The sequence below is a fragment of the Erythrobacter sp. QSSC1-22B genome (assembly GCF_001678665.1).
Classification (GTDB): domain Bacteria; phylum Pseudomonadota; class Alphaproteobacteria; order Sphingomonadales; family Sphingomonadaceae; genus Qipengyuania.
This window is the reverse complement of the sequence record NZ_LZRP01000003.1, coordinates 299,209-323,915: the sequence shown is the minus strand read 5'-3', so window position 1 is coordinate 323,915 and position 24,707 is coordinate 299,209. Positions and strand designations below refer to the sequence as shown.

Annotated in this window: 34 protein-coding genes; 24 read left to right on the top strand and 10 right to left on the bottom strand. The window is 65.1% G+C overall.

All coding sequences use genetic code 11. The features are described from left to right. Positions 1-2: 2 nt before the first annotated feature. From A9995_RS07515 to pspF, 4 genes are all read right to left on the bottom strand, one after another. Complete coding sequence (locus A9995_RS07515; RefSeq protein WP_067610905.1) at positions 3-764, bottom strand: DUF448 domain-containing protein; 762 nt, start codon at positions 762-764, stop codon at positions 3-5. Continuing rightward, positions 745-2,622 (bottom strand): transcription termination factor NusA, encoded by a 1,878-nt coding sequence (nusA, locus tag A9995_RS07510; protein WP_233998127.1) that lies wholly within the window; start codon positions 2,620-2,622, stop codon positions 745-747. The genes A9995_RS07515 and nusA overlap by 20 nt, the downstream gene beginning before the upstream one ends. Next, on the bottom strand, positions 2,622-3,188 hold the full coding sequence (gene rimP / locus A9995_RS07505; RefSeq protein WP_067610903.1) for a ribosome maturation protein RimP: 567 nt from the start codon (positions 3,186-3,188) through the stop codon (positions 2,622-2,624). Before rimP ends, nusA begins: the two co-directional genes overlap by 1 nt. 146 nt (positions 3,189-3,334) lie before the next feature. After that, positions 3,335-4,357: a phage shock protein operon transcriptional activator gene (gene pspF / locus A9995_RS07500; RefSeq protein WP_067610901.1), complete on the bottom strand. Its 1,023-nt coding sequence runs from the start codon at positions 4,355-4,357 to the stop codon at positions 3,335-3,337. A 159-nt stretch (positions 4,358-4,516) separates the two neighbouring features. On the opposite strand from pspF, the gene A9995_RS17020 reads away from it, so the two are divergent. The 13 genes from A9995_RS17020 (at position 4,517) to A9995_RS07445 (ending at position 9,228) form a co-directional block, all read left to right on the top strand. Then, on the top strand, positions 4,517-4,669 hold the full coding sequence (locus A9995_RS17020) for a hypothetical protein (RefSeq protein ID WP_168157355.1): 153 nt from the start codon (positions 4,517-4,519) through the stop codon (positions 4,667-4,669). Further along, entirely contained in the window at positions 4,666-5,625 is a 960-nt protein-coding gene (gene pspA / locus A9995_RS07495) for a phage shock protein PspA (RefSeq protein WP_369815815.1), read from the top strand. Before A9995_RS17020 ends, pspA begins: the two co-directional genes overlap by 4 nt. Before the next feature lie 3 nt (positions 5,626-5,628). Beyond that, positions 5,629-5,925, top strand: coding sequence for an envelope stress response membrane protein PspB (gene pspB / locus A9995_RS07490; protein WP_067610898.1), 297 nt, complete (start codon positions 5,629-5,631; stop codon positions 5,923-5,925). After that, positions 5,922-6,308, top strand: a complete 387-nt coding sequence (pspC, locus tag A9995_RS07485) for an envelope stress response membrane protein PspC (RefSeq protein WP_067610896.1) — start codon at positions 5,922-5,924, stop codon at positions 6,306-6,308. The genes pspB and pspC overlap by 4 nt, the downstream gene beginning before the upstream one ends. Positions 6,309-6,334: 26 nt before the next feature. Then, positions 6,335-6,634 carry a hypothetical protein gene (locus A9995_RS07480; protein WP_168157354.1) on the top strand — a complete coding sequence of 100 codons (300 nt, stop codon included), beginning with the start codon at positions 6,335-6,337 and terminating at the stop codon, positions 6,632-6,634. Beyond that, positions 6,634-7,023 (top strand): hypothetical protein, encoded by a 390-nt coding sequence (locus A9995_RS07475; protein WP_067610894.1) that lies wholly within the window; start codon positions 6,634-6,636, stop codon positions 7,021-7,023. Before A9995_RS07480 ends, A9995_RS07475 begins: the two co-directional genes overlap by 1 nt. Beyond that, a complete protein-coding gene (locus A9995_RS07470; protein WP_067610893.1) occupies positions 7,020-7,361 on the top strand; it encodes a hypothetical protein in 342 nt (113 codons plus the stop codon). The genes A9995_RS07475 and A9995_RS07470 overlap by 4 nt, the downstream gene beginning before the upstream one ends. Then, on the top strand, positions 7,358-7,663 hold the full coding sequence (locus A9995_RS07465) for a hypothetical protein (protein WP_067610891.1): 306 nt from the start codon (positions 7,358-7,360) through the stop codon (positions 7,661-7,663). The genes A9995_RS07470 and A9995_RS07465 overlap by 4 nt, the downstream gene beginning before the upstream one ends. Then, on the top strand, positions 7,660-7,953 hold the full coding sequence (locus tag A9995_RS07460) for a hypothetical protein (protein WP_067610889.1): 294 nt from the start codon (positions 7,660-7,662) through the stop codon (positions 7,951-7,953). The genes A9995_RS07465 and A9995_RS07460 overlap by 4 nt, the downstream gene beginning before the upstream one ends. Before the next feature lie 31 nt (positions 7,954-7,984). Further along, entirely contained in the window at positions 7,985-8,221 is a 237-nt protein-coding gene (locus tag A9995_RS07455) for a hypothetical protein (protein WP_067610888.1), read from the top strand. After that, positions 8,218-8,394: a hypothetical protein gene (locus tag A9995_RS17015; RefSeq protein WP_168157353.1), complete on the top strand. Its 177-nt coding sequence runs from the start codon at positions 8,218-8,220 to the stop codon at positions 8,392-8,394. The genes A9995_RS07455 and A9995_RS17015 overlap by 4 nt, the downstream gene beginning before the upstream one ends. Positions 8,395-8,471: 77 nt before the next feature. Beyond that, positions 8,472-8,879 (top strand): SufE family protein, encoded by a 408-nt coding sequence (locus A9995_RS07450; protein ID WP_067610886.1) that lies wholly within the window; start codon positions 8,472-8,474, stop codon positions 8,877-8,879. Position 8,880: 1 nt separating this feature from the next. Next, positions 8,881-9,228 carry a YbaN family protein gene (locus tag A9995_RS07445; RefSeq protein WP_067610884.1) on the top strand — a complete coding sequence of 116 codons (348 nt, stop codon included), beginning with the start codon at positions 8,881-8,883 and terminating at the stop codon, positions 9,226-9,228. 95 nt (positions 9,229-9,323) lie between these two features. Here A9995_RS07445 and A9995_RS07440 read toward each other — a convergent pair whose 3' ends face one another. Continuing rightward, complete coding sequence (locus A9995_RS07440) at positions 9,324-10,484, bottom strand: patatin-like phospholipase family protein (RefSeq protein WP_067610882.1); 1,161 nt, start codon at positions 10,482-10,484, stop codon at positions 9,324-9,326. A 573-nt stretch (positions 10,485-11,057) separates the two neighbouring features. Here A9995_RS07440 and A9995_RS07435 point away from each other — a divergent pair. The 3 genes from A9995_RS07435 to A9995_RS17010 all read left to right on the top strand — a co-directional run bounded on the left by A9995_RS07435 (position 11,058) and on the right by A9995_RS17010 (position 15,054). After that, the gene (locus A9995_RS07435) at positions 11,058-12,371 is read left to right on the top strand and encodes a methyl-accepting chemotaxis protein (protein ID WP_369815814.1); all 1,314 of its coding nucleotides are present in this window, start codon (positions 11,058-11,060) and stop codon (positions 12,369-12,371) included. A gap of 308 nt (positions 12,372-12,679) precedes the next feature. Beyond that, the gene (locus A9995_RS07430) at positions 12,680-14,506 is read left to right on the top strand and encodes a sensor domain-containing diguanylate cyclase (protein ID WP_168157352.1); all 1,827 of its coding nucleotides are present in this window, start codon (positions 12,680-12,682) and stop codon (positions 14,504-14,506) included. 398 nt (positions 14,507-14,904) lie between these two features. Further along, positions 14,905-15,054, top strand: a complete 150-nt coding sequence (locus A9995_RS17010) for a hypothetical protein (protein WP_168157351.1) — start codon at positions 14,905-14,907, stop codon at positions 15,052-15,054. Between the two features lie 20 nt (positions 15,055-15,074). On the opposite strand, the gene A9995_RS07420 is transcribed toward A9995_RS17010, so the two are convergent. The 5 genes from A9995_RS07420 to A9995_RS07400 form a co-directional block, all read right to left on the bottom strand. Beyond that, positions 15,075-15,971 carry a serine hydrolase gene (locus A9995_RS07420; RefSeq protein ID WP_067610874.1) on the bottom strand — a complete coding sequence of 299 codons (897 nt, stop codon included), beginning with the start codon at positions 15,969-15,971 and terminating at the stop codon, positions 15,075-15,077. A 195-nt stretch (positions 15,972-16,166) separates the two neighbouring features. Continuing rightward, entirely contained in the window at positions 16,167-16,928 is a 762-nt protein-coding gene (locus A9995_RS07415) for a hypothetical protein (protein ID WP_067610872.1), read from the bottom strand. Positions 16,929-17,455: 527 nt separating this feature from the next. After that, entirely contained in the window at positions 17,456-17,956 is a 501-nt protein-coding gene (locus tag A9995_RS07410) for a sterol desaturase family protein (RefSeq protein WP_067610870.1), read from the bottom strand. A gap of 7 nt (positions 17,957-17,963) precedes the next feature. Beyond that, positions 17,964-18,743, bottom strand: coding sequence for a fatty acid desaturase (locus tag A9995_RS07405; RefSeq protein WP_067610868.1), 780 nt, complete (start codon positions 18,741-18,743; stop codon positions 17,964-17,966). A 45-nt stretch (positions 18,744-18,788) separates the two neighbouring features. Then, a complete protein-coding gene (locus tag A9995_RS07400; protein ID WP_067610866.1) occupies positions 18,789-19,199 on the bottom strand; it encodes a thioesterase family protein in 411 nt (136 codons plus the stop codon). A gap of 102 nt (positions 19,200-19,301) precedes the next feature. On the opposite strand from A9995_RS07400, the gene leuC reads away from it, so the two are divergent. The 8 genes from leuC (at position 19,302) to A9995_RS07360 (ending at position 24,632) form a co-directional block, all read left to right on the top strand. Further along, positions 19,302-20,771 (top strand): 3-isopropylmalate dehydratase large subunit, encoded by a 1,470-nt coding sequence (gene leuC, locus A9995_RS07395; RefSeq protein ID WP_067610864.1) that lies wholly within the window; start codon positions 19,302-19,304, stop codon positions 20,769-20,771. A 7-nt stretch (positions 20,772-20,778) separates the two neighbouring features. Further along, positions 20,779-20,934 carry an isopropylmalate isomerase gene (locus A9995_RS07390; RefSeq protein WP_067610862.1) on the top strand — a complete coding sequence of 52 codons (156 nt, stop codon included), beginning with the start codon at positions 20,779-20,781 and terminating at the stop codon, positions 20,932-20,934. After that, positions 20,934-21,536: a 3-isopropylmalate dehydratase small subunit gene (gene leuD, locus A9995_RS07385; protein ID WP_067610860.1), complete on the top strand. Its 603-nt coding sequence runs from the start codon at positions 20,934-20,936 to the stop codon at positions 21,534-21,536. The genes A9995_RS07390 and leuD overlap by 1 nt, the downstream gene beginning before the upstream one ends. After that, on the top strand, positions 21,533-22,534 hold the full coding sequence (locus tag A9995_RS07380) for an NADPH:quinone oxidoreductase family protein (protein WP_067610858.1): 1,002 nt from the start codon (positions 21,533-21,535) through the stop codon (positions 22,532-22,534). Before leuD ends, A9995_RS07380 begins: the two co-directional genes overlap by 4 nt. Positions 22,535-22,610: 76 nt before the next feature. Then, positions 22,611-22,937, top strand: coding sequence for a DUF1476 domain-containing protein (locus tag A9995_RS07375; protein WP_067610856.1), 327 nt, complete (start codon positions 22,611-22,613; stop codon positions 22,935-22,937). Positions 22,938-22,941: 4 nt separating this feature from the next. Next, positions 22,942-23,175 carry a BolA family protein gene (locus tag A9995_RS07370; RefSeq protein WP_067610854.1) on the top strand — a complete coding sequence of 78 codons (234 nt, stop codon included), beginning with the start codon at positions 22,942-22,944 and terminating at the stop codon, positions 23,173-23,175. Between the two features lie 40 nt (positions 23,176-23,215). Next, entirely contained in the window at positions 23,216-23,548 is a 333-nt protein-coding gene (gene grxD, locus A9995_RS07365; RefSeq protein ID WP_067610852.1) for a Grx4 family monothiol glutaredoxin, read from the top strand. A gap of 307 nt (positions 23,549-23,855) precedes the next feature. Next, positions 23,856-24,632 (top strand): NUDIX domain-containing protein, encoded by a 777-nt coding sequence (locus A9995_RS07360; RefSeq protein ID WP_145916852.1) that lies wholly within the window; start codon positions 23,856-23,858, stop codon positions 24,630-24,632. The last annotated feature ends 75 nt before the right edge of the window (positions 24,633-24,707 follow it).

The window sequence follows — 24,707 nt, the reverse complement described above, 5'->3', positions numbered from 1 at the left end:
GCTCAACTGTCCTTGCAGGTATTCGTATCGTCAATCCGGCGCTCTGCGGAAGCAGGCGCGTCGTCGGTGGAGGCGGCATCGATGCCGCCGGTAAAATGCAACAATCGCTGCAGAAGCCCCGAGACTCGCCCGGCCGCTCCATCGTCGGCAAGCGCCAGATGGACGACGTTCAGGCGGCCCAATGCCACAGACAGAGCCGCCCGGTCCAGTGGCAAGACCGTTCCGCGCAAGGCAGAGCCCTCGCGGTCGGACCCCACGCGCCACGCCTGGTCAAGTTTGCGGCGCCCGCCTTCGCTGGCATCGCTGGCGTGCAGCAGCAGCGAAACCGCGCCGCCCCGCGCCGTCTCGGCGATGCGGTCGGTACCCAATATGAGCGCGCCGGTGCGCATTTCCAACCCCAGCCGGTCGAGCAGCGATCTGGTGAGCGCATCCTCGATCTTGGCCGGGAGGTCCGCTGGGATTTCCAGCTCGCCGGTCTTGAAGGCGCGCGCGAGCGCTCCCTTGAGCCGGCCCTTGGCGAGCGCCTCGGCCAATTCGTCGCGCGTCACCCCGATCCAGGCACCGCGGCCGGGAGCCTTGGCCTGGACGTCGGGCAGCACCAGACCCTCGGGCGAGACCGCCAACCGGATCAGGCCCTCGCGAGGCGAAGTCTCGCCTGCGAGGATGCAGCGGCGTTCCGGACAGCGCTCCTCGCGCCCCGCTCTACGGGGCTGCGTGGCTTCGGCGATGTCGGGCGTCAGGCGCTCATTGGGTGGAGTCCGCATCGGCGGCCTCCTGGGTGTCGGGCTCGCCAGCCGCGGGGGTGTCCGCATCGGCAGGAGCCTCTTCGATGGTTTCGTCTGCGGGCGCTTCCTCGACAGGAGCCTCCTCGGCCGGAGCCTCCTCGGTGGGAGCCTCCTCGGTGGGAGCCTCCTCGGTGGGAGCCTCCTCGACCGGAACGGCCTTGGCCTTCTTCGCAGGCTTGGCCTTGGCGGCGGGCGCCTCGGCCGGAGCAGGCGCAGGTGCAGGCGCCGGGGTCTCGTCCTCGAACCAGTGCGCGCGGGCAGCCATGATGATCTCGTTGCCCTGCTCTTCGCTCAGCCCGAATTCACCCAGCACGCCGCCCTTGTCCTGCTCGCGCTGCGGTGGACGCCGCATCGGCGGGCCGGCAGCGGCGGCATCGGGATTGACGCGACGCCGCGGCGCCTCGCGCTTCTTGGCGATGAGTTCGTCGGTCGCGAGATCGGCGAGATCGTCGAGTTCCTTGATCCCGGCCTTGCCCAGCACGACCAGCATCTGCTCGGAGAGATGCGGAATCTCGGCGAGCGCATCCTCGACGCCGAGCTCCTTGCGCTCCTCGCGAAACTTGGCTTCCTGACGATCGAGCGCCTCGAGCGCGCGGCTCTGGAGCTCCTCGGCCAGTTCCTCGTCGAAACCTTCGATCGCCGCCAGCTCGTCGAGCTGGACATAGGCGACTTCCTCGAGCTCGGCGAAGCCCTCGGCAACGAGCAGCTGCGACAGCGTCTCGTCGACATCGAGTTCTTCCTCGAAGGTCTTGGAGCGTTCGGCGAATTCCTTCTGCCGCTTCTCGCTCGCTTCCTCCTCGGTCATGATATCGATCTGGTTGCCGGTCAGCTGGCTGGCCAGCCGGACGTTCTGGCCGCGGCGGCCGATTGCCAGCGACAACTGGTCGTCGGGCACCACCACTTCGATCCGGCCCTCTTCCTCGTCGAGGACGACGCGGCTGACGGTGGCGGGCTGGAGCGCGTTGACGATAAAGGTCGCCTGATCCTCGCTCCAGGGGATGATGTCGATCTTCTCGCCCTGCAGTTCCTGGACCACCGCCTGGACGCGGCTGCCCTTCATGCCGACGCAGGCGCCGACCGGATCGATCGAGCTGTCGTGGCTGATGACGCCGATTTTCGCGCGCGAACCCGGGTCGCGGGCAGCGGCCTTGATCTCGATGATGCCGTCGTAGATTTCGGGCACTTCCTGCGCGAACAGCTTGCGCATGAAATCGGGGTGGGCGCGCGACAGGAAGATCTGCGGCCCGCGATTGTTGCGCTCCACCTTGGAAATGATAGCGCGGATGCGCTCGCCGACGCGGGCGGCCTCGCGCGGGACCTGCTGATCGCGGCGGATGACGCCCTCGGCGCGGCCGAGGTTGACGATCACATGACCGAATTCGACCGATTTGATCACCCCGGTGATGACTTCACCCGAACGATCCTTGAATTCCTCGAACTGGCGCTCGCGCTCGGCGTCGCGGACCTTCTGGAAGATGACCTGCTTGGCGCTCTGCGCGTCGATGCGACCAAGGTCGATAGCGGGCAGCGGATCGACGATGAAATCGCCGACCTTGGCATCGGCCTCGAGCTTCTGCGCTGCGGCAAGATCGACCTGCTTGAAATAGTCCTCGACCTCCTCGACCACTTCGACGACGCGCCACAGGCGCAGATCGCCGGTGACGGGGTCGAGCTTGGCGCGGATGTCGTTCTCGGCACCGTAGCGGTTGCGCGCGCTCTTCTGGATCGCCTCTTCCATCGCCTCGATGACGATTTCCTTGTCGATCATCTTCTCCGAGGCGACCGCATGCGCGATCGCGAGGAGTTCGGCCTTGTTGGCAGACATGGCACTGGCCATCAGCTGTTACTCTCTTCTTCTTCGGTTTCGATTACGTCCTCGACACCCTGGGTGTCGAGCGGCTGAGTCGCGGCGATAAGCGCGTCGGTAAGGACCAGCTTCGCCGAATGGATGAGCGTGCGCGGGAAGGAAACCTCGTCGGCGCGGTTGTCCGCCACGGTGACGATATCGCCTTCGATCCCCACCAGCGTGCCACGCAGATTGCGGTGGCCCTGGACCTTCTCGGTCAGCGCGATCTTGACTTCGTGTCCGGCCCAGGTGGTGAAATCCTGCACGCGGGTCAGCGGCCGGTCGATCCCGGGGCTCGAGACCTCGAGGTGATAGGCGCCGGGGACCAGCACCGTGCCCGCTTCCTCGAGCGCGTCGAGCCGCTCGGAAACGCGGCGGCTGAGCGCGGCGCATTGCTCGATCACCAGCTGACCCGTCGCCGGGTCCTCGGCCATGATCTGCAGCGCCTGGCCGCCGTCGCCGGCTTCCGAAGCGATCATCTTCACCCGCACGAGCTCGAAACCCAGCGCTTGCGCTTCGGGTTCGATCACTTCGGTCAGGCGGTCGATATCGGCCATTCGGTCTCCATTTGTGCGGTCCAGCGATAACGGGGATGCGACAACAGGGTTTCGCGCCGGCCCCTTGCGGCGCCAGCCCCTCAATGTCGCAACAGTATCGGGATTGACGGTCAGCTAGGCGCAAATGCGCGGCATTGCAAGTGCGATCAGCCGTCGTCGGCGAGGCCATGCTTCTTGATCGCGTGGCGCAGCTGATCGTAGCTCAGCCCCAGCGCCTTGGCGGTCTGGCGCTGGTTCCAGCGGTGCTTGCCCAGCGCGTGCTCGATGATGCTCTTCTCGTGCTCGTCCACCGCAGCGCGCAGATCGTCGACCGAATCGAAATCGCCGGCGGCGGGCGCCGGACCCGGCGTGCGGCTGGCCGACTGCGAGTGTGCATGGGACGGGGTTGCGGGTTTCCAGGGGCTGTCGAAGGGGTCGAACACCGCATGACTGATCGGCTCGTTCCAGTCGTCCCAGCGATAGACCGCGCGCTCGACGACATTGCGCAATTCGCGGACATTGCCTGGCCAGGGATGGTTCTCGAGCTGTTCGGCGACATGCGGGGCGAAACCGGGCCAGCCCTCCCAGCCGATCTCGGCGGCCATCCGGCGCCCGAAATAATCGGCGAGCACCTGGATATCGCCCTCGCGCACGCGCAATGGCGGCAGGGTGATGACCTCGAAACTCAGCCGGTCGAGCAGGTCGGGACGGAAATCCCCGCGCTCGGCCTTGGCCTGAAGATCCTCGTTGGTGGCGCCGACGATGCGGACATCGATCCGCACCGGGCGGCTCGATCCGATCCGCGTAACCTCGCCATATTCGACCGCGCGCAACAATCGCTCCTGCGCCCCCATCGACAGCGTGCCCAGTTCGTCGAGGAACAGCGTTCCCTTGTCGGCTTCCTCGAACCGCCCGACACGGTGCTTGGTCGCGCCGGTGAAGGCGCCCGCCTCGTGGCCGAACAGCTCAGCCTCGATCAGCGTTTCGGGCAATGCCGCGCAGTTCATGATCACCAGCGGCTCGTCCCAGCGGGTGGACAGGCGATGGAGCCGTTCCGCGATCAATTCCTTTCCGGTCCCGCGCTCGCCGACGATCAGCACGGGGCGGCGCATCGGCGCGGCGCGGCTGGTACGCTCCACCGCATCGAGGAAGGCGCCGGACTGGCCGACGAACTGGTTTTCGCGCTCCATCGCCAAGATATAGGGAAATTCCCCAAGGATTGGCAATAGGCACCAAGCACCTGGGAGATGGGGCCCTGAAAACCCGCGCCGTTCTGCCATTTCTTGCGGTTGGCACGCCGCTTGCACAATACCCTGCAACACAGACATTCGTTTCGGGAGGACCACACTATGTACGATCGCAGCTTCTTCGCCACCCGCCTGGGACGCGCTGCCCTCATCAGCATCGGGGCGATGGTGATCTTCGTGGGCTTCAGCAGCCAGATCGCGGTCACCGAACCCCTGCCCGCGTTTGCCATCCACCCGCAGGTGGAACTGGCGTGAGCAAGCCGACCAACCCGTTAGGGCCGGAGCCTCGCTCTCCCGACAGTCCCGACCGCGCCGACCCCAGCGCGGACGAGGCTTCGGCCCGCCCCGGTTCCGGTCGTGGCGCGCGCCCGTCGCGGATCGAGGAGGAGGTCGACCGCCTGCGCCGTTCCCCCCGGCCGCGGCAAACCTCCACCGATGGCAAGCGCGCCGATGCCCGGGTCGACCCCTGGGAAGCCGCCGACAAGATCACCGATTTCTTCTCCAACGGAGCACCTTTGATGGGTATTTTCAGCCGCACGCGCGACATCGTCGCCGCCAATTTCAACGACATGCTCGACAAGGCGGACGACCCCACCAAGATGATCCGCATGATCATCCTCGAGATGGAGGAAACGCTGGTCGAGGTCCGCGCGAGCGCCGCGCGCACCATCGCCGACCAGAAGGAAATGCACCGCAAGACCGTGCAACTCGACCGGTTGCAGGACGATTGGGGCGACAAGGCGCAGCTCGCGCTGTCCAAGGATCGCGAGGATCTGGCCCGCGCCGCGTTGGTCGAGAGGAAGAAGGCGGTCGATATTTCCGATCAGCTCAAGCAGGAGATCGCGGTGCTCGACGATGCGCTGCGCGCCTATGAGCAGGACATCCAGAAATTGCAGAACCGCCTGCGCGAAGCGCGCAGCCGCCAAACCGCAATCGCTGCACGACTCGAGAGCGCCGAGAACCGCGTCAAGCTGCGCACGCTGATGAGCTCGGAACGCACCGACGACGCGCTGGCGCGCTTCGACCAGCTCGAACGCCGGGTCGATTACGCCGAGGGCCGCGCCGAATCGCTGTCGCTTGCCGATGGCGCCAACAAGGCCAGCCTCGCCGACGAGATCTCCGCGCTCGAGGGTGCCGATGCGATCGACGACGAGCTCGAACAGATGAAACGCGCGCTCGGCAAGAGCGGCGACACCAAACAGGGGAATTGAGCCATGGAAGAAGTACTCGCGGTCATTGCAATCTTCGTTTTTCTGCCATGGATCATCCTTCACTATGTAACCAAGTGGAAGACCTCCGCCTCGATCACCACCGACGACGAGGCGCTGCTCGAAGAGCTCTACAGCCTCGCCAAACGGCTCGACGATCGGATGGACACGGTCGAGCGGCTGGTTGCCTCGGACAATCCCGCATTCAAGCCCGCGCGGCTGGTGCATGATGCCGAAGCCGACAACCAGCAGCTGCGCGAACTCGAACAGCTCATCGCCGAGAAAAAAGGAGCGAGCAAATGAACAGCCCCCGCACCACGCTTTACCGCGACAAGCAGAACGCCAAGCTGATGGGGGTCTGCGCCGGCATCGCCGATTACACCGGGGTCAACCCGCTCTGGATCCGGCTCGGCTTTCTGGCAGCGGTGCTCTCGGGCGTACTTAGCCCCATCGTCCTGCCGCTTTATTTCCTCGCCGGCCTGCTGCTCAACAAGAAGCCGGAATATCTCTACCGCGAGAAGCCCGAAGAGCAGAAATACTGGCAGGGCGTGCGCCAGAACCCCAAGCGCACCGCGCGCCAGATCCGCTCGAAGATGAAGGATGTCGATCGCCGGCTGGCCGAGGTCGAGACCTTCTACGTGAGTTCCAATCCGCGGCTCAACGCCGAGATCGAACGGCTGCGCTGAGTAAAACTAAGCAGGGGAGATAGATAATGGAGTGGATGATAGGGTTCGCCCCCTTCGTGATGGTTATCGGGATCGTGTGGATCGTCCAGCGGGGCAAGCTGGAAGAAAAGAAGATCATCGCCACGGCCGAAGCGAGCTCAGAGAAAGCTGCTCAATATGCCAGCAGCGTGACCGAACTCGAAGATCGGATTCGGGTGCTCGAACGCATCGTCACCGACAAGGGTTACGATGTTGCTGCCCAGATTGAGGCGCTGCGTGACCAGCGCCGGGTCGACGAGGCCGGAGCGGGCGTCCCGCTCGACACGAAGCAAAGAGGGGCATCATAATGGATTTTGGTGGACCTGAATTCGTCATCGCGATCATCGCGCTCAGCACGGCGGGCTGGCTGGCCAACAACTGGATCCGCGCCAAGCATGGCTATTCGCTCGAAAACGAATGGGGTGGCACGACCGAGCGCATCGGCGATAGCGCCGACAGCAACGAAACCAAGCAATTGCGCGCCGAGAACGCCGAGCTGCGCACGCTGCTGGGCAAGGTCGACAAGCGGATGCAGGTGCTCGAGCGGATCGTGACCGACAAGGGCTATTCGCTCGCCGACGAGATCGAGGCGCTGCGCGACCGCAGCCCCGCCCTCACCCCGCCCGCCGAGCGCGGCAACATTCTCAGTGACAGCGGCACCCCGCTGAACATCAAGCAGACGGAACAGGCCCGATGAACGAGTTTTCGCAGATCGTCCCCCACCTCCCCTGGATCGTCGGGGCCGCACTGGGGCTGGGCGCGATGACCACGCTGGGCTGGATCCACACCACCAGGCTCAAGATCAAGCACGGCTATCCGCTCGAGGGCATGTGGGGCCAGTCGCTCAAGCCCTCCACCGACGGGCAGACCGCCGACCGGGTTCGGCTGCTGACGCAGGAAAACGCCGAATTGCGCGCCGAGCTTGGCGCGATGAAGGATCGCCTGATCAATGTGGAGCGCATCGTCACCGACAGCGGCTATCAACTCACCGGCGAGATCGACCGCCTGCGCGACCACAGGGATCCGGTACAGTGAACTTCGCCGACGCCATTGCCTTCTGTGCGCTTATGTTCGCCCTCATCGTGGCTGCGGGCATCTGGCTCAATGCCTATGAGGGCAGAATGAAGCATCGACAGAGGCAATTGGAACTGGAAGTGCGCTTGGCAGAAGCCAGCGCGGCGCAGAGGTCCGATGCCGAGGCCGACCGGCTGGAAGAGCGGGTCCGCGTACTCGAGCGCATCGCGACCGACCGCAGCCCCGAACTCGCTGCTCAGATCGAGCAATTGCGCGACCTGCACGAATTGGACGAAACCACCGGCAAGGAACCCGCGCAATGAGCTTTTGGACCGCCGCCGTAATCATCGTGCTGATCTGGGGCATCGTCCAGATCTACACCCGCCGCCACGACCGCGATCTGGGTGTGACGCGCGACGAGGACGGCAACCCGGTGTTCACGCCGCCCAGGGGCAATCCCGACGCCGAAGAGACCCGCCGCGAGATCGAGCAATTGCACGAGCGGATCAGGGTCCTGGAACGCATCACCACCGACGCCAACAGCCATGAGGCGCAGGAACGCCGCCGCATCGCCGAGGAAATCGAAAACCTGCGCGACAAGCAGGCCGAGTAGCAACCGCCAGGTTCCAGGAGGACATGAGGAAATGTTCGAACCATCATTCGTCATCGCCGCCGCCGCGCTGATCGGCCTGGGCATCGTCGCAGCGACGCTGCTGTTGGGCTGGCGAGGCTGGCTGGCACTCAAGCAGCGCGAGCTCGACAGCCACCGCGCCGAACCGCGCGAGTCCGGCTCGACGATGGGCGCCGCGCGGATCGAGATCTCCGATCTCAAGGAGCGCATCCGCAAGCTCGAGGCGATCGCCAACGGTGTCGATCTGTGAGCGCCGTCAGCCACGATGTTACCCGCGTCGGGATCGGGCTCGGTAGCGCGATCGCGGTCGCCATCTCGTGGAGCCTGCACCAGTCGATAATCTGGGCTGCGATCCAGGGCTTCTTCGGCTGGTTCTACGTCCTCTATTACGCGCTGACCCGGCCCGGCGGCCTGTCTGGCTGACCGATCGGCCGATGCCGGGCTCGCTCCGTCCCGTCCCGCGATGGACGCGCGCTTGCGGCGCGGCTAGACGCAGCCCCATGAGAAGCCTCACCGACATCGCCGAAGAATACAACTTCCTCGAAGGCGACGAACGCTATCGCCTGCTGATCGAGCTGGGCCGCGAGCTCGATCCCATCCCCGACGCGCTCAAGACCGATGCCACCCTGGTGCGCGGCTGCTCGGCGCAGGTCTGGGTCTATCCCACCGAACAGGCGGGCCAGCTCCATTTCCTGGCCGACAGCAACGCCGCGATCACCAAGGGCATCGTCGCACTGGTTATCGCCGCGGTGCAGGACCGGCCCGCGACCGAAGTCGCCGCCATGGATGTGACCGCCGCGCTCGCCCCGTTCGATCTCAAGAACCAGCTCTCGTCCAACCGCACGCAAGGCGTACCCAACATGATCGCGCTGGTGCAGCAACACGCGGCGCGAATCGCCGCCGCCTGACATGCGCCTGTTCTATCGCATTGCCGGCCTGCTGTGCGTGGCTCTCGCGGTGGTCGGCGCGGTGCTGCCGCTGATGCCGACGGTGCCCTTCCTGCTGCTGGCGGTCTATCTTTTCGCACGCAGCAATCCCGAATGGGAAAAGCGCATCCTCGACCATCCGCACTGGGGCCCGCAGGTGCGCGACTGGCGCGAACGCCGTGCGATCGGCCGCCGCGCCAAGACGCTGGCGATCTGCGCGATGGCGACCGGCGCGGTCTTCACCTATTTCACGCTCGGCGCTCCGTGGTATTACGTCTCGATCGCGGTGCTTGCGATCGTGGGTGGCTGGATCGCGACACGCAACGAGTGACGGGGTCTGCGCTCGACACCCCCTCTATCGAACGTTTCCGGCGAGCGTTTTCTGCCCGCCTGTCGTCCCCATGCGATACCACGAAATTCATCGCTTCAGGGGCCAGGGTCCTCGCTGTCTTCGGATATGCTCCCGGTCCAGGCGCTTTGCCCGCCACGTCCAAGACCATATTCGAACAATTCGTTCATGTAGGATTGCGAAAATTGTTCCTCGGTTTCCACCTCGAATTCGGGGCCGATAGAACTGAACCGGAACGCGATCCCGTTGTCGCGGGCGAAGTTCTGCACATTGAGAAGAGTGGCCCGGTCGTGAGCCGAAAGCACCGTGGCGAGCGCGCGGCTGATGATCGCGAAAGTGGCTGGTTCGACCAGCTTGAATTCCGGTCGCAGGCGCCCGTTGAGGATGACGAACATCTGGTCCCGGGTCGGCCGGCCCTCGCTGCCGCCGCGTGAAATTATACTTTCGGGAATGGCGAGGAAGCCGGCGGTCGCCGAGCCATCGACATGCATTTCCCGGAAACTCTGCTCGCCTTCGGAGACCTCGATCATGACCGGCGCGAACAGGCCGGGAATGCTGGCGGATGCCAGGAGCACGTTGCGAAAGAGCTCCAGCCGCCGTGGATTGGTGCTGTTCGCGATCGCTCCCATATCCCAGACGACCCCGCGTGCCGCATCGAGGTTGGTCGTCTGGACGAGCAATCGGCGCCCCTCGCGGTGCTCCAGCGCAATCGCTTCGAGCAGGGGCTCGTCGATATTCCGCGCGATCAACTGGGCCAGCGGAGCCGTATCGGCGATACTGGGCTCGGTCAGAAGTCCGAACACGCCGCGCTGGCGATAGATATCCTTGCGCGTGACCCCGGTATAAAAGCCCCGCAAGCGGTCATCGTACTCGGGGCCGAGAAAGGCGAAAGGAGCGATCAGCGCACCGGTGCTGACGCCGGAAACGATCGTGAATTCCGGCCTCTTGCCCGTTCCGCTCCAGCCCTTGAGGAAACCGGCGGCATAGGCGCCGTCGTCAGACCCCCCGGATAGTGCGAGGTATGCGCCGGGGCGGCTCGATTGCGCCTCGTTCGCCATTTCGGCCCGCATGCCGTCGAAGACCGTGGCATCCGCATCGGCCCAGTAGCGGACCGAGGGGAAACCGGGCACGCCGGCCTGCTCCGCCTGGACGCCCGTGTGAACGATCCGCTCGGGCCAGGTCGCGCAGCCACCCAGCGCGAGAGCAAGCGACGCCAGCAGGGCAGTCGTACGGCGCATCAGCGGGGCGTTAGCCGGATCTCGTGGTTCCCGACAGGCAAGCTCCAACGAGCCGGGCTGTGACGAGCGGGTGTGTTGAAAGGCGTGAAGCACGGTCGAGGATACCACTCCGAAGCACGTTGTCGCAACGCCCGGTTCCGGTATCACGCCAATCTGGCCGCGAGAACAGCGAAGCGCACGAGCTTCGCGATCCGATCGTCGGGATGGAACCTGGCCCCTCTGCCGGACAGAGAGCAACGACCTCGACAAGCGCATCGGTTCTTCGAGCGCCGAATCCGATCTCTATGATCGTGATTTCTGGGTAGCAAATTATTTACCAATGTAATGCCCGACTTCGCGTTTCAACCCGCAAATATTCACTGCGAATTAGGGAGGCGGCAGTTGTTCTCGAGCTCGTGGGCACAGAAAAGCCCGCTATATGACTTGGACAACGACACACCGAGTACTGCACCCCGCAGCCGGCTCTTGCTCGGAGATATTGAAATGCAATGGTTTGAGACGAACGCACCCATACGGCAGAAGACCCTGATAGCATTCGGAACGCTGGTCGGAGCAATAGTCATACTCGGTCTCGTGGCCATCATTCGCGGTGATTGGGTCATAGCCGGAACAGCGGCGCTCACGGCTGTTGTTTGCGCGCTGCTTTCGCGGGCCTTTCGCGAGGCGATCTGCACGCCCTATGTCTCCACCGTCGTCCGGATGGAGCAGCTTGCCGCAGGCGATCTTGCCACTCCCTTCGCCTACACCGACTACAAGGATTGCGTCGGCCGGATGACGCGCGCGATGTTCACTTTCCGTGATACCGCCGAGGAGCAGCGGCAGAATGCGATCGAGCAGGCAGAAGTCGTCGCCGCGCTGCGGCTTGGGCTGGCTCAGCTCAAGGAAGGCGATCTGACCGGCGATATCACGATCGAGTTCCCCGAGGCCTATGCGGAACTCAAAACCAACTTCAACGAAGCGCTGGCAAGTCTGCGCGATTTGATCGGTTCCGTGGCCGAAGGCGCCGCGACGATCCGCACCGGTTCGGAAGAAATCGCACAGGCCTCCGAAGATCTTGCGCGCCGCACCGAAGCCAATGCCGCGAGCCTCGAGCAAACCTCGGTGGCAGTTGCGCAGATGGACGAGCGGCTCAAGGCTACCGCCGAAGCCGCCAAAAGCACGGTTCAGCGGGCCGATGGTGCAATCGTGACGGTACGGGGTGGTCGCGAGATCGCCGATGAAGCGGTCCAGGCCATGACCCGCGTGTCGGACAGCGCGAAGGGCATCGGCAGCGTAATCGAGGGCCTCGACAAGATCGCCTTCCAGACCCGCGTACTTGCCATGAACGCGGCGATCGAGGCCGGTCGTGCCGGCGAGGCGGGACGCGGCTTCGCGGTAGTCGCCGATCTGGTCTCCGCGCTTGCCAAGCGCGCCGAAGAGGAAGCCGGGAATGCCAGCGACCAGCTCACCGCCACCCAGTCGGATATTCTCGCCGCGGTCGGCATGGTCCAGAAGGTCGATGGCACCTTCGTCGACATCGCGGGCGACGTGAGCGAAGTCCATGCGCTGCTCAGCCAGATGGCGGACGACAATCGCGCCCAGTCATCCGCTATCGCCGAGATCAATGTGGCGATCCGCGAAATGGACCAGTCGACCCAGCAGAATGCGGCAATGGTCGAAGAGACATCGGCTGCGGCCCGCAATCTGACGGGCGAAGTCGTTACGCTCAGCGAGCAGGCCGGGCAGTTCAGGATCGGAGATGCCAGGCGTTCCGCACCGAACCCCCTGGCCGCCTTCGCCGGATCCGTCGGCGAGAATGCACCCGGTCGTGTCGCACCCGCGAGGCTGGTTTCCGCGGCTGCGGCGGCGACCGATCATCGCGCAGCGGGCGAGTGGGCTTCGTTCTGAAGCGAAAGAGGCCGCACTCACTCGCCCTGCCGGTAAACGACAGGGCGAGACCCAGGCTCGGGGAAATTTTTCGAGCGCTATCGTGAGGACCGCTGGTCTCGTCCGCCGATTGCCTCTTGAGTCCAAGCAATAAACAATGAGACCGGATTGGAGCGCACGATCAACCTAGAACCGGCTATTGTTCACGGAGCGAGCCAACACAAACGGGTGGTCAAAATTGCTTGCTGACCGAAGCGCTTTAAGCCGCTAGGTTGATTTTTCACTGCCTGGCAAGAGTTCTTCAATCGATGCCGACTAGTCCGAGCCCGATGACATGGATTGGCAACCACATAGCCGGTGGGCGAAAAACTGTGCTGCTGGGCCTGGCGTTTTTCGCGATCACTTCGCTGACCATTGCGATGACGCGGTTCGGCGGCGCGCTCGCGCTGGTTTGGCCCGGGACCGCGATCCTCGCCGCTCTGCTGGTGACGCTTCCCAGGGCGCAGTGGGGCCCGATCATCTGGAGCTTTGCAGCGCTGAGCGCGGTGGCGACCAGCCTGTTCGGTTTTGGTCCTAATCTGGCGCTGCAACTGGCCGCCATCAATGTATTCGAAGGCTATGTGATCGCCCGGTTGTTGCTGGCGCTGCGGCCGCAGCGCGACTGGCTCGAGAGCGTGGACGGGCTGATCGTCCTGATTGTCGCGGGCGGGATAGTCGGGCCGGCGCTGGCAGCGATCCCTGGCGGCTTTGTGGTAGCGTGGGTTTCCCCGGGCAGCTGGCTGTCTCACACCGCCAACTGGGTCGCGGGGCACGGGCTGGGTACGCTGCTCGGTTTCCCGATCGCCTACATGGCGGCCTCGGGCGCGCTGTCGAAGGACTATGCGGCAGCCAGCCTGCCAGTCGTCATGGAATGCATCGGCCATGCGCTGGTCATCGGCGCAGTTACCACCTTGGTGTTCCTCCAGGCCGATCTGCCGCTGCTGTTCCTACCCATCGTTCCCTTGCTGTTCGCTGCCTTCCGGCAGGGCCGCATCGGCGCGTCGATCGGATTGATCACGATCGCCGGGATCGCCATCGCCTCGCTCTCGACCGGTCTGGGATTTGCCTCACCGATCCTGAACACCTTCGGCGACAAGGTCCTGTTCCTCCAGTTCTACCTCGCCATCTTGCTGCTGCTCGCGCTGCCGGTGTCGGTGGCGCTCAAGCATCGCCGATTGCTGTTCGTCGCGGTCGAGGAAAAAAGAGCGCTCAAGGGGCTCATTTCCGATCATTCGGACGATGCGCTGCTCAATCTCGATGCTGAGGGTCGGATTCGCTTTGCCTCCCCGGCGAGCGAACGGCTGAGCGGACAGGCCGAGCTGACGGATCAGCCCCTTACGATGTTCTTCGATCCGCTCGACGAGGCGGTCGTGCTCGCCACCCTGGCCGAATCCGCCAGCGAGCCGGGCCTGACCCACGTGCTCGAGCGCCCGGTGCTGCGCGACGACGAGCAGATCTGGCTCGAGGCGCGGATTCGCGCCGTCCCGCTCGCCGAGACCCCGGGCGCAATCTCGGGCTATGCGGTCACGATCCGCGACGTCACCACCAGCAAGAACGCGGAGCTGCGGGCATTGCAAGAGGCGGATACCGACGCGCTCACCGGCCTGCCCAACCGCCGCGCTTTCCTGCGTCACCTCGAGGCACACCTCGATTACTCGGCGGATCGCCCCTTCAACTTTGCCATCATCGATCTCGACCATTTCAAAAGCGTCAATGACACGCACGGTCATGACGCAGGCGACATGGTGCTGCGCCACGTAGCGGCGGCGATGCGCCGACTGAGCGCGCCGGAGCGCTTTTTCGCCCGCCTCGGCGGAGACGAATTCGCGTTCATCGCCGAACGCCTCGAACTGGACGAGGCGGCGGTGCTTTGCGAGGAACTGTGCAGCGCGGTCGCGGCGCTGGATCTGGCCGCACCCGACGGGACCGCCTTCTCGCTTACCGCGAGCGTCGGCCTGGCGGGCATCGGCGCGCCGTGCAGCGCCTCGTTGGCTTTGCAGACTGCCGATGGCCCGCTCTACGCCGCAAAATCGGGCGGCGGCAACCGGGTCGAAATCGCCACCGGCGGAAACCGGGGGCCGCGTCGGCGTTCCGATAGCGAGACGCAGGCCGCCTGACATCTCTGCGGTTTTGGCCGCAGCATCAGCCGCAGTGGCCATTCGACCGGCGATCTGCGCGTTGGCGACCGGCCTGGGCAATTATTGCCCGGAGCTTCCGCTCTCCTGGACCAACTTCGCCTGTTTGAGCGTCATCCGATTCCTGCAGGTTTTCCCGCTCCGTCTCCGGCTCAAACTCGGGCTCCGCTCCCTCGGCTGATGGCCCGTCCTCCCGATGCGCAGGGGCGCTTTCGCAGGGGAAGAAAAGTGCGTCGGATGCGGTTTCGGTGGCCATCGGTTTTTCCGCAGCACAGGCGATCAACGCGAAGCAGCCTCACCCGCGCCCAAGCCGGTCAGGAATCGTTCAGCTCAACTGGTCTTTTGTGCGAAACGCTTCGTCGCGCAACAAGGAGCTTGCCATGTCTCTCAGAAGCTTTCGCAACAGCAATCCCGATCCCTGGTCGGTACCCCGCCCCTACAGCGATGCGAGCCTGCGGCTGATGAAGCACGGCCGCGTCCTGCCAATGCACGACGAACCCGGCCTGCTGCGCCGCCTCCTCGGTCGCTGATCGCAACCTCCGGCGGCTGCTCAGTACTCGGCGCTCAGCAGCACGCGTCCGTCACCCTGGACTGTCCCGGGGGCGGGGGTAGCAGCTGCCAGTTGCGGTCTGAAGCCGTCGTAGATCGCGCGCGCGGCGGTGGCGATCACCGCCGGGCGGTTCTCGCCGCCGCGGGCGAAGAACGCGACCGCGAGACGGCGGCCATCGGGCAGGGTCAGGAAGCCGACATCGGTGGTGTAGCTGTTGAGCGTGCCGGTCTTGTTCTCGACCACCGCGCCATAGGGCATCATTCCGCGGATCCGGTTCGAGCCCGTCGCGCAACGGCGCATCATGTCGATCAGGGTGGCGCGGCTCTGCGCGCTCAGCGCGAGGTTGCCATCGACCAGCCGGAGCAGCTCGAGCATGGCGAGCGGGGTGCTGGAATCGCGCACATCCCAAAGGTCGCGGCGCGCCGCGAGCAGATCGGCGATGTTGCGGTCGACGCGGATCCCGGTGAGTCCATGGCCGCGCAGCCAGCGATCGATCGCCCTGGGTCCGCCGAGCGTGGCGATCAGTTCGTCCGTCGCGCGGTTGTCGCTGCGAACCATCATGCGGTCCATGAGATAATGCGCGCTGGCGCCGCCGATCGTATCGTCGAGCGAGCGGCGTCCGGCATCGACCTCGGCGAGATAGGCCGCCGCGACCGCGATCTTCATCGTGCTGGCCATCGGAAAAGCCCTGTCGGCATTGACCCCGACCACCAGCCCGGTTGTCAGATCGAGCGCGGCGATGCCGTACTCACCCGGGTTTTCCCGCGCGGTCGCAGCGAGCCGCTGCTCGAGATACTGGAGCTCGAGAGCCTGGTTCTCGACCGGCTGCGCGGTGGCCACCGCGGGCTGGATCACCAGCAGCATCGCCAGCCAGGCGCCGAAGCCAAATTTCCACATCGCCGGTTTCTCCCATCAACCCGTTGAAGCGCAAGGCAAGTCCCTGCCCCGCAATGCAATCTCTAGAGCCGCAGCGTTAACATGTGCTGACAGAGGCGATGCCGCGACCACCTCAGAGGTGACAGAGTCACATCGGGATGGCAACTCCCGTCCTGCGTGTCTGTGAACGGAGGGTCGGATGTGAGCGGCATCGTTCTAGGGTGCCGCCCTCCTATCCGCCCCCTTGCGCGCCTCCTTGCCGACCTCCTCGGGCCAGTGGCGTTTCTCGCTGTCGAAAATCCCCACCGTGAGGAAGAACGCGAGGCAGATCATCGCGAATTCGCCCCCGTCCTCGAGCCAGGTCAGCAGTTCAAGCATCGGCTCTGAGTGCGCCCCCCAGACCACGTCCATGTCGACCACCACCCCGAAGAAGGCCGCGCCGACCACGCACCCGGCGAGGATCAAGGCGTGGATCACCGGACGCAGCCGCGCCGCGTGCAGGCTGCTCCCCAGCCCCGCCGCCCACAGCAGACCGACAAAGCCGAACAGCATGGCCTCGCCGATGTCGTTGGCGCGCAGGGGCCAGTCCGCCGGCGTCGTCAGCACCGAGGCGAAGCTGTGGCCGAAGCCCTCGTGAAACTCGAACGCATTGTCCGCGGTCAGCCAGGCGAACAGCAGCGCATTGGCGAGATAGGCCTTGGCCGCTGTCCGCCGCCACAGGACCAGCAGCAATACCGCGATAGTCCCGGTAAAGGCGTATTCGAGGTATTCGCCGAGACTGTGATCCTGCGAAATCTGGAACTGGGCCGGCAGCTCCGCATCGGTCAGCGAGCCGTAATGCCCCGCGACGTCGAGCCCGACGAGCACCCCGATATAGGGCAGCAGCACAAGGGCAACCCGGCGCATCGCCGGGGACCCGGCGATCTCGCGCGCGATCAGCAGCGCTTCGGAAACGAGCGTCCTTGACCAGTCCTGCATCGGATACGCTCCTTGTGGCCGCCGCGGTATCGACTGCGATGAGCCAGCTTGAATGCGCCGGTTTCGACGCGAAACGCCAGCCATACGCGCACCCGACGATTGTGCGAAGCGGCTATGGCCATGACCACGCCCCCGTCCCACTTCGGGTCGGATGCAGCTTGCCGATCTTCATTGTCTCAGTGGGATGGTGGCATGGGCGGAAGCGCCGCTCGGGTGCGTCGCCAGACGCGTTGCGCTTCTTGCCGATCTTTCAGCAAGGCTGCCGCTCCGGAAGGTTTCGGGTTCCGCATGTGAGTTTGCTTAGTTCCGCTCCCCACCCAGAAGCGGATCTTCATACTCCACACGGCGTGGCTCTGGACCGCACCGCCATTGCGCCCGCCCGGTCTCAGGCGGCCGGGCCTTGCGGCGGCAGCAGGTGAAGGCTTGCCCGGGCCGATCCCGGTTTTCGCCGAAACTGGTCGCTTTCCTACACGGGGACTATGCCAAGCTGGCCCTCGCCCAGCCGAACGCCGGCCGAACGCTCTGGCTCAGGCCCCCGCGCTGTCGCGGACCAAGGCGATGCCGGCCTCGCGCTGGCGTTTGAGCTCGGCCTTGAGCTGGGCGGGATCGGCGGCGAAGACGAAGCCGAAGCTCACCCCGCCCTCCTTGCCAACGGTCGCGTGGTGGAGCTTGTGCGCCTGCACCAGCCGCTTGGCGTAGCCGCGCTTGGGCACCCAGCGGAAGTAGCGCTGATGCACCAGCCCGTCGTGGATCACGGTGTAGATCAGCCCATAGAGCGTGATCCCCAGCGCCGCCCACCACAGGGCTTCGGAATAGAGATAGCCGATCAGGAACAGGAAGAAGACGATGGTGCCGAAGGTAACCGCGTAGAGATCGTTCTTTTCAAACACATTGTCGTGCGGTTCGTGGTGGTCGCGGTGCCAGCCCCAGCCCCAGCCGTGCATGATGTATTTGTGCGCCCACCAGGCAAAGGCTTCCATGCCCAGCACCGCCAGCACGACGGTCAGAATGATGGCGGGGACGGTCATGCTGGTCTCATTCGCTCCGGTTGCGGTTGCGGGTTTCGGGCTGCGGCTGGCGCTGCCCGGGCAGCCCCCACCACGGCACATCGGGCGCCCGGTGGTGTTCGTGGTGATAGCCGAAATGGAAACAGGATGCGAGCGAGGCCAGCGTCCCGAAGCGTTCGCTGCGCGCGTTGTGGCGGTCGGCGAAACCCGCCCGGCCGTGGCGGTGCGGGCGGAAGGTGCCGAAATAGAACAATTGCAGCGAGGAAGCGATCGCCGGGAGCCCGTAGAGCAGGACGATCTTTTCGACCGGCACAGCCAGCACCAGCCAGTAGAGCGTGACCACGAAGGAGACGAACAGGATCGAACCCCAGCCGAAATAGCGCCTCAGAAAAGTGGCGTACCAGCGCCAGAAGCGGGTCGGGTTGGCGGCGTCGAAATCGGGGTCGCGCGGCGAGCCGGGGGCCTTGTGATGGGCGAAATGCGCGTCACGCATCCGTTTCCAGCCGAAGCCCGCGTAGAGGAACAGCAGAACTGCGCCGACCGCGCCGTTGAGACGCCCGCCGCCGGGAACCAGCGAGCCGTGCATCGCATCATGACTGACGATGAACAGCCCGACCGAGAGCCAGCATTGCAGCGCCGCCATTGCCAGTGCGAGCGGCAGGCTGCTCCAGGTCAGCGCGAAACCGAACATGGCGTAGAGATGCAGCGAGAGCCAGCTCGCGAAGATCGCCGCGGCGAGCGCAAGGCCGATCGCGGCCTGCGTCGCGCGGCGGCGGCGTATCGGAGGGGTGGCGGGCTGGGCGGACATCGCTTTGCGTCTACCAGCCCGGGCGCCGGACCGGAAGAGCGGCGCTCAAGCCGCCGGTTCCTCGGTGGGGAAGAAGATGCTCCGCATACCATCGTCGATCCGCGCGGGACGGTGCGTGTCGACATGGATGCAGCACCAGGCCGACTGCACTTCGGCGAGCACTTCCTCGCCGCGGCGGATAACCGTGGAGTAGAAGGCGCGCGCCCCCTTGAAGCTTTCGAGCACGGTCTGCGCGATCACATCGTCCTCGAGAAAGGCGGGCTTGCGGTAGGTGATCTCATGCTTGAGCGCGACCCAGGCCTTGCTCGCCACCTCGTCGGCGGGCGCGAGTTTCTGCCAATGGGCGAGCACCGCATCCTGGACCCAGCCCAGATAGCGGGCGTTGTTGACATGACCCATGAAGTCGATGTCTTCGGGAACGACGGTAATCGGAAAGGCGAAAGGCTTTGCTGACATGACTGTCAGTTAGGGGTTGATACCTTACATTTCCATGACCCGGCTATTGCTTTGGCCGGGAAAGATTGCGCCTGTTGCCCGCTTGCCGCAAATATCGCCGCCATGGCGAGCAAACCGCGAACACTCTACGAAAAGATCTGGGACGCTCATGTCGTCGAACGGCGCGACGACGGCACCTGCCTGATCTATATCGACCGACACCTGGTCCACGAGGTGACCAGCCCGCAGGCTTTCGAGGCGCTTCGGCTGGCGGGTCGCAAGGTCCGCCGCCCCGACCTCACCCTGGCGGTACCCGACCACAATCTCCCGACCACGCCGCGGCTTGCGGCTGATGGAACGCGTCTGCCGATCGCCGATCCACAAAGCGCCGCGCAGCTCGCCGCGCTCGAACGCAACGCGCCCGAGTTCGGCGTGCGCTACATCGATGCGAGCGCCGCCGAGCAGGGCATCGTCCATGTCGTCGGGCCAGAGCAGGGCTTTTCGCTGCCCGGCGCCACCATCGTCTGCGGCGACAGCCACACCGCCGCGCATGGCGGGATCGGCGCGCTGGCCTTCGGCATCGGCACCAGCGAGGTCGAGCATGTGCTGGCGACGCAGACGCTGCTGCTGGCGCCTTCCAAGACTATGGAGGTCCGGGTCGAGGGCACGCTGGGTCACGGGGTCACCCCCAAGGATCTGATCCTCCACATCATCGGCCGCATCGGCACTGCCGGCGGGACCGGCCATGTCATCGAGTATCGCGGCGCGGTGTTCGAGACCATGAGCGTCGAGGGTCGGCTGACGGTGTGCAACATGAGCATCGAGGGCGGCGCGCGCGCCGGGTTGATCGCCCCCGACGAGACGGTCTTCGCCTATCTCGAGGGGCGGCCCTATGCGCCAAAGGGCGAGGACTGGGACCGTGCGCTGGCCTGGTGGCGCTCGCTGCGCACCGACGAAGGCGCACGCTTCGACCGCAGTGTGGTGATCGATTCGGACGCGATCGAACCCACGGTGAGCTGGGGCACCAGTCCCGAAGATGTCGTGGCGGTCGGTGGCAATGTGCCCGCGCCCGAAAGCTTCGCCGATCCGGCCAAGCAGGAAGCTGCGCGCAAGAGCCTCGCCTATATGGGGCTCGACCCCGGCACGCCCATCTCCGACATCGCCATCGAGAACGTCTTCATCGGCAGCTGCACCAACAGCCGGATCGAGGATTTGCGCGCCGCGGCGGCGGTGCTCGAAGGGCGCCGCAAGGCCGATGGCGTGCGCTGGGCGATCGTCGTCCCCGGCTCCGGGCTGGTCAAGCGCCAGGCCGAGGCCGAGGGGCTCGACCGGATCTTCACCGCAGCGGGGTTCGAATGGCGCGAGCCGGGCTGTTCGGCCTGTCTCGCTATGAACCCCGACAAGGTCCCACCGGGCGAACGCTGCGCCTCGACCAGCAACCGCAATTTCGTGGGTCGCCAGGGCCCCGGCGCACGCACCCACCTTGTCAGCCCTGCCATGGCGGCCGCCGCGGCGGTTACCGGCCGGCTGACAGATGTTCGCGAACTGCTGGTCGAATCCACCCTTGCCAGCCCCGGCCCCGCTGCCCCATGAGGCACGCATGACACGCAAGCAAACAGGCAAGGCCGCCCTCGCCGGCGCCATCGGTTCCGCCGCCATCGCCGCGGCGATGCTCTATGTATCCAATCGCAAGAAAAACCGTCCCCAGCAGCCCGGTCCCATCCCCCCTTCGGGCGAGAGCCCCGAAACCGATTGATGGAAGCCGTCGCAACGATCGAGGGCCGCGCGATCCCCTACGGCGCGAAGAATGTCGACACCGACATCATCATCCCTGCGCATTGGCTCAAGACGATCACCCGCGAGGGTCTGGCGCAGGGCGCGTTCGAAAGCGTCCGCGCCGAGCCGAGCAACGTCTTCGACCAGCCCGAGAACCTCGGCGCGCCGATCCTGATCGCGGGCGACAATTTCGGCTGCGGATCGAGCCGCGAGCACGCCGCCTGGGCGCTGCTCGATATGGGTATCCGCGCGGTGATCGCCCCGAGCTTCTCAGACATCTTTTCCAGCAACGCCTTCAAGAACGGCATCCTCGCGGTCGAGCTGCCGCAGGAACAGGTCGACCGGCTAATGGAGGTTGCGCGCGAGCACCCGATCGGGATCGATCTCGAAAGCCAGATGGTGACGACCCCGTTCCAGGATCGCTTCGCCTTCGCGATCGATCCGTTCCGCAAGCATTGCCTGCTCGAAGGGATCGACGAGATCGGGATGACCCTGGCGCGCGATGCCGCCATTTCGACATATGAAAGCAGCCGGGCAGCCTCGTTGCCGTGGCTCGACAATCCAAGGGAGAATTCATTGTGAAAGCCGTACTATCCAAAGAAGTCGGTGGACCCGAAACGCTGGTGGTCGAGGAAATCGCCGAGCCCAAGCCGGGCGCGGGCGAAGTGCTGGTCAAGGTCGCCGCCTGCGCGATCAATTTCCCCGACACGCTGATCATCCGCGACCTGTACCAGTTCAAACCGCCCCGCCCCTTCGCGCCGGGTGGCGAGATCTCGGGCACGGTCGAGGCGCTGGGCGAAGGCGTCGAAGGCTTTGCGGTTGGTGAGCGGGTAATGTGCGGGGTCGGCAGTGGCGGGTTGCAGGAGAAGGTCGCAGTCGCCGCGCAGCGCCTGTTCAAGGTTCCCGAGGGCATCGATCTCGTCCAGTCCAGCGCCCTGCTGATGACCTATGGCACCACCATCCACGGGCTCAAGGATCGCGGCGACATCAAGGCCGGCGAGACCGTGCTGATCCTCGGCGCGGCCGGCGGCGTTGGCCTGTCTGCGGTCGAACTCGCCAAGGCCTATGGCTGCCGCGTGGTGGCCGCGGTCTCGACCGAGGAGAAGGGCGAGGTTGCGCGCAAGGCGGGCGCCGACGAGGTGGTGATCTATCCCCGCGCGCCCTTCGACAAGGACCAGTCCAAGAAGCTCGCGAGCGATTTCAAGGCCGCGGTCGGGCCGGATGGCGCGAACATCGTCTACGACATCGTCGGCGGCGACTATTCCGAACCGGCCCTGCGCGCGATTGCCTGGGAGGGACGCTTTCTGGTGATCGGCTTCCCCGCCGGGATCGCCAAGATGCCGCTCAACCTCACCCTGCTCAAGAGCTGCGATATCCGCGGCGTTTTCTGGGGCGCCTGGACCGCACGCGAGCCGCAGAAGAACGCGGCCAATATCGCCGAGCTGTTCGACCTGTGGAAAGCGGGCAAGATCAGCCCGATGGTGAGCGAAACCTATCCTATCGAGCGTGCCCACGAAGCCATCGCCAAGCTGGAAAACCGCGGCGCAATCGGCAAGCTGGTGGTGACGATGGCGGGCTGAGGCCGTTGACAATCCGGTTGCCGGGGCTGGTCGCGAGGCCTATCTCCCGGCAACCGAATTTGCTCAGAGGATCACCATGACCGATTTCAAGGATCGCCAGCGCGGCGAAGAAGCCAAATACGCGATGGACGAGGAAACCGCCTTCAAACTCGCGGCGCGGCGCAACCGCTTGCTTGGTGAATGGGCGGCGGGCATGATGGAGCTGACGCCCGAGGAAACCGACGCCTACAAGAAAGCGGTCGTTCAGGCCGATTTCGAAGAAGCGGGCGACGAGGATGTGATCCGCAAGGTGCTGGGCGATCTGACCGCTGCCGAGCGCGATGTGACCGAAGCCGATATCCGCACCAAGCTGGAGGAATGCACCATCGAGGCGCGCCGCCAGTTCATGACCGAGCAGGGCTGAACCCATGCCGATGCCCGCCGAAGAAATCGAACGCCTGATCAAGGCTGCACTGCCCGAGGCCGAGGTCGAAATCCGCGATCTGGCGGGCGACAACGACCATTTCGCCGCGCATGTCGTCGCGCCCGAGTTCGCGGGCAAAAGTCGCGTCCAGCAGCACAAGCTGGTCTATGAGGCGCTGGGCGGCCGGATGGGCGGCGAGCTCCACGCCTTGCAACTCACCACGCAAGTTCCCACCTGAATCACCTGATCAAATTCGTAATGGAAGGCAGGACACCCCAATGTCCGATGTAAACTCCCGGATCACCGGCATCGTCGGCGAGGCCGACGTCGTTCTCTTCATGAAGGGCACGCCGCTGTTCCCGCAATGCGGCTTCTCGAGCCGCGCAATCGCCATCCTCGATCACTGCGGCGTCGCCTATGAAAGCGTCGATGTCCTGCAGGACATGGAAATCCGCCAGGGCATCAAGGGCTTTTCGGACTGGCCGACCATTCCGCAGCTCTACGTCAAAGGCGATTTCGTCGGCGGCAGCGACATCATGATGGAGATGTTCGAGGCCGGCGAATTGCAGCAGCTGATGGATGAAAAGCAGGTCGCCAAGGCCGAGAGCTGAAGTACGGCGCTGGCAACGGCGCGCAACCACAACGGGAAAGGCCCGCGTGACCGACCAAAGTCACGCGGGCCTTTTTGATTTTTCGATGAGGCGGGGTCGCAAACCAGGAGCGGCCCCGCCTCCGTTCGAAGACCATCAGGGATGCTTACTGTATGCAGCTCCCGTGCCAAAAGCGCTCGGGCGCGGCTCCCGGCGCGTTACGAAGGTTAACACTCCGCCCGCCGGCCTCGCTTGTGTAAAGTATCCCGACATGCGCCGGGGTTTTGCGCGCTTGGCAAGCGCCCGCCTACCATGCACTAAGGCCCGCATGAGTGCATCAGACGACCAGCCTATCCCCGCCGCCACCCTGGTGATCTTTCGCGGCGGGCGTGAACGCCCCGAACCTGAATTGCTGATGGTGGTGCGGTCGCGGAAAATGTCTTTCGCTGGCGGGATGGCGGTATTCCCCGGAGGTCGCGTCGATCCGGCTGACTATATGTTGGCGCAGCAGCTGGCGCGGGACGAAGATCCCGAGGAACTTGCACACCGCATCGCCGCGATCCGCGAGACCCTGGAGGAGACCGGTCTGGCCGTCGGGCTCTCGGGCGCGATCGATGGCCTGCTTGCCCGCGAGGCACGCGCCGACCTCCTCAAGCAAGGCGCACTCGCCCCGGTGCTCGACCGCTTCGGCTGGACGATCGATCGCGATGCCATCATTCCGTTCGCGCGCTGGCTGCCGCTGGGAATGGCGCACAGCCGCATCTTCGACACCCGCTTCTACCTCGCCGATCTGGGGACCGGCGCCGTCGATGTCGAAGTGGATGCCACCGAGAACACCCAGCTGTTCTGGGTCAGCGCGAAAGGCGCGCTGGAGATGGCCGAGCGCGAGGAGATCGCACTGATCTTTCCCACCCGCCGCAATCTGGAACGGCTGGCGCTGTTCGACGATTTTTCCGATGCCCGCGCGCACGCCCAGGCAACCCCGGTGCGGATCATCACCCCGCAGGTCGACGACAGCGGCCCGGCGCCGGTGCTGCGGATTCCGGGTGACGCCGGCTATCCGGTCACCACCGAAGTGCTCGATCGCGCCATGCGCGGCGACTGACCTTCCATCATCACCGGCTCGTCGCAGTTTCGAGCTGCGTCGGAACGGGTGGCGGTTTGAAACCGTTCCTTTGTT

Coding starts and splice junctions, on each gene's coding strand:
- A9995_RS07515 (WP_067610905.1), bottom strand. CDS start 764: ATGCGGACTCCACCCAATGAGCGCCTGACGCCCGACATCGCCGAAGCC.
- nusA (WP_233998127.1), bottom strand. CDS start 2,622: ATGGCCAGTGCCATGTCTGCCAACAAGGCCGAACTCCTCGCGATCGCG.
- rimP (WP_067610903.1), bottom strand. CDS start 3,188: ATGGCCGATATCGACCGCCTGACCGAAGTGATCGAACCCGAAGCGCAA.
- pspF (WP_067610901.1), bottom strand. CDS start 4,357: ATGGAGCGCGAAAACCAGTTCGTCGGCCAGTCCGGCGCCTTCCTCGAT.
- A9995_RS17020 (WP_168157355.1), top strand. CDS start 4,517: ATGTACGATCGCAGCTTCTTCGCCACCCGCCTGGGACGCGCTGCCCTC.
- pspB (WP_067610898.1), top strand. CDS start 5,629: ATGGAAGAAGTACTCGCGGTCATTGCAATCTTCGTTTTTCTGCCATGG.
- pspC (WP_067610896.1), top strand. CDS start 5,922: ATGAACAGCCCCCGCACCACGCTTTACCGCGACAAGCAGAACGCCAAG.
- A9995_RS07480 (WP_168157354.1), top strand. CDS start 6,335: ATGGAGTGGATGATAGGGTTCGCCCCCTTCGTGATGGTTATCGGGATC.
- A9995_RS07475 (WP_067610894.1), top strand. CDS start 6,634: ATGGATTTTGGTGGACCTGAATTCGTCATCGCGATCATCGCGCTCAGC.
- A9995_RS07470 (WP_067610893.1), top strand. CDS start 7,020: ATGAACGAGTTTTCGCAGATCGTCCCCCACCTCCCCTGGATCGTCGGG.
- A9995_RS07460 (WP_067610889.1), top strand. CDS start 7,660: ATGAGCTTTTGGACCGCCGCCGTAATCATCGTGCTGATCTGGGGCATC.
- A9995_RS07455 (WP_067610888.1), top strand. CDS start 7,985: ATGTTCGAACCATCATTCGTCATCGCCGCCGCCGCGCTGATCGGCCTG.
- A9995_RS07450 (WP_067610886.1), top strand. CDS start 8,472: ATGAGAAGCCTCACCGACATCGCCGAAGAATACAACTTCCTCGAAGGC.
- A9995_RS07445 (WP_067610884.1), top strand. CDS start 8,881: ATGCGCCTGTTCTATCGCATTGCCGGCCTGCTGTGCGTGGCTCTCGCG.
- A9995_RS07440 (WP_067610882.1), bottom strand. CDS start 10,484: ATGCGCCGTACGACTGCCCTGCTGGCGTCGCTTGCTCTCGCGCTGGGT.
- A9995_RS07430 (WP_168157352.1), top strand. CDS start 12,680: ATGACATGGATTGGCAACCACATAGCCGGTGGGCGAAAAACTGTGCTG.
- A9995_RS17010 (WP_168157351.1), top strand. CDS start 14,905: ATGTCTCTCAGAAGCTTTCGCAACAGCAATCCCGATCCCTGGTCGGTA.
- A9995_RS07420 (WP_067610874.1), bottom strand. CDS start 15,971: ATGTGGAAATTTGGCTTCGGCGCCTGGCTGGCGATGCTGCTGGTGATC.
- A9995_RS07415 (WP_067610872.1), bottom strand. CDS start 16,928: ATGCAGGACTGGTCAAGGACGCTCGTTTCCGAAGCGCTGCTGATCGCG.
- A9995_RS07410 (WP_067610870.1), bottom strand. CDS start 17,956: ATGACCGTCCCCGCCATCATTCTGACCGTCGTGCTGGCGGTGCTGGGC.
- A9995_RS07405 (WP_067610868.1), bottom strand. CDS start 18,743: ATGTCCGCCCAGCCCGCCACCCCTCCGATACGCCGCCGCCGCGCGACG.
- A9995_RS07400 (WP_067610866.1), bottom strand. CDS start 19,199: ATGTCAGCAAAGCCTTTCGCCTTTCCGATTACCGTCGTTCCCGAAGAC.
- leuC (WP_067610864.1), top strand. CDS start 19,302: ATGGCGAGCAAACCGCGAACACTCTACGAAAAGATCTGGGACGCTCAT.
- A9995_RS07390 (WP_067610862.1), top strand. CDS start 20,779: ATGACACGCAAGCAAACAGGCAAGGCCGCCCTCGCCGGCGCCATCGGT.
- leuD (WP_067610860.1), top strand. CDS start 20,934: ATGGAAGCCGTCGCAACGATCGAGGGCCGCGCGATCCCCTACGGCGCG.
- A9995_RS07375 (WP_067610856.1), top strand. CDS start 22,611: ATGACCGATTTCAAGGATCGCCAGCGCGGCGAAGAAGCCAAATACGCG.
- A9995_RS07370 (WP_067610854.1), top strand. CDS start 22,942: ATGCCGATGCCCGCCGAAGAAATCGAACGCCTGATCAAGGCTGCACTG.
- grxD (WP_067610852.1), top strand. CDS start 23,216: ATGTCCGATGTAAACTCCCGGATCACCGGCATCGTCGGCGAGGCCGAC.
- A9995_RS07360 (WP_145916852.1), top strand. CDS start 23,856: ATGAGTGCATCAGACGACCAGCCTATCCCCGCCGCCACCCTGGTGATC.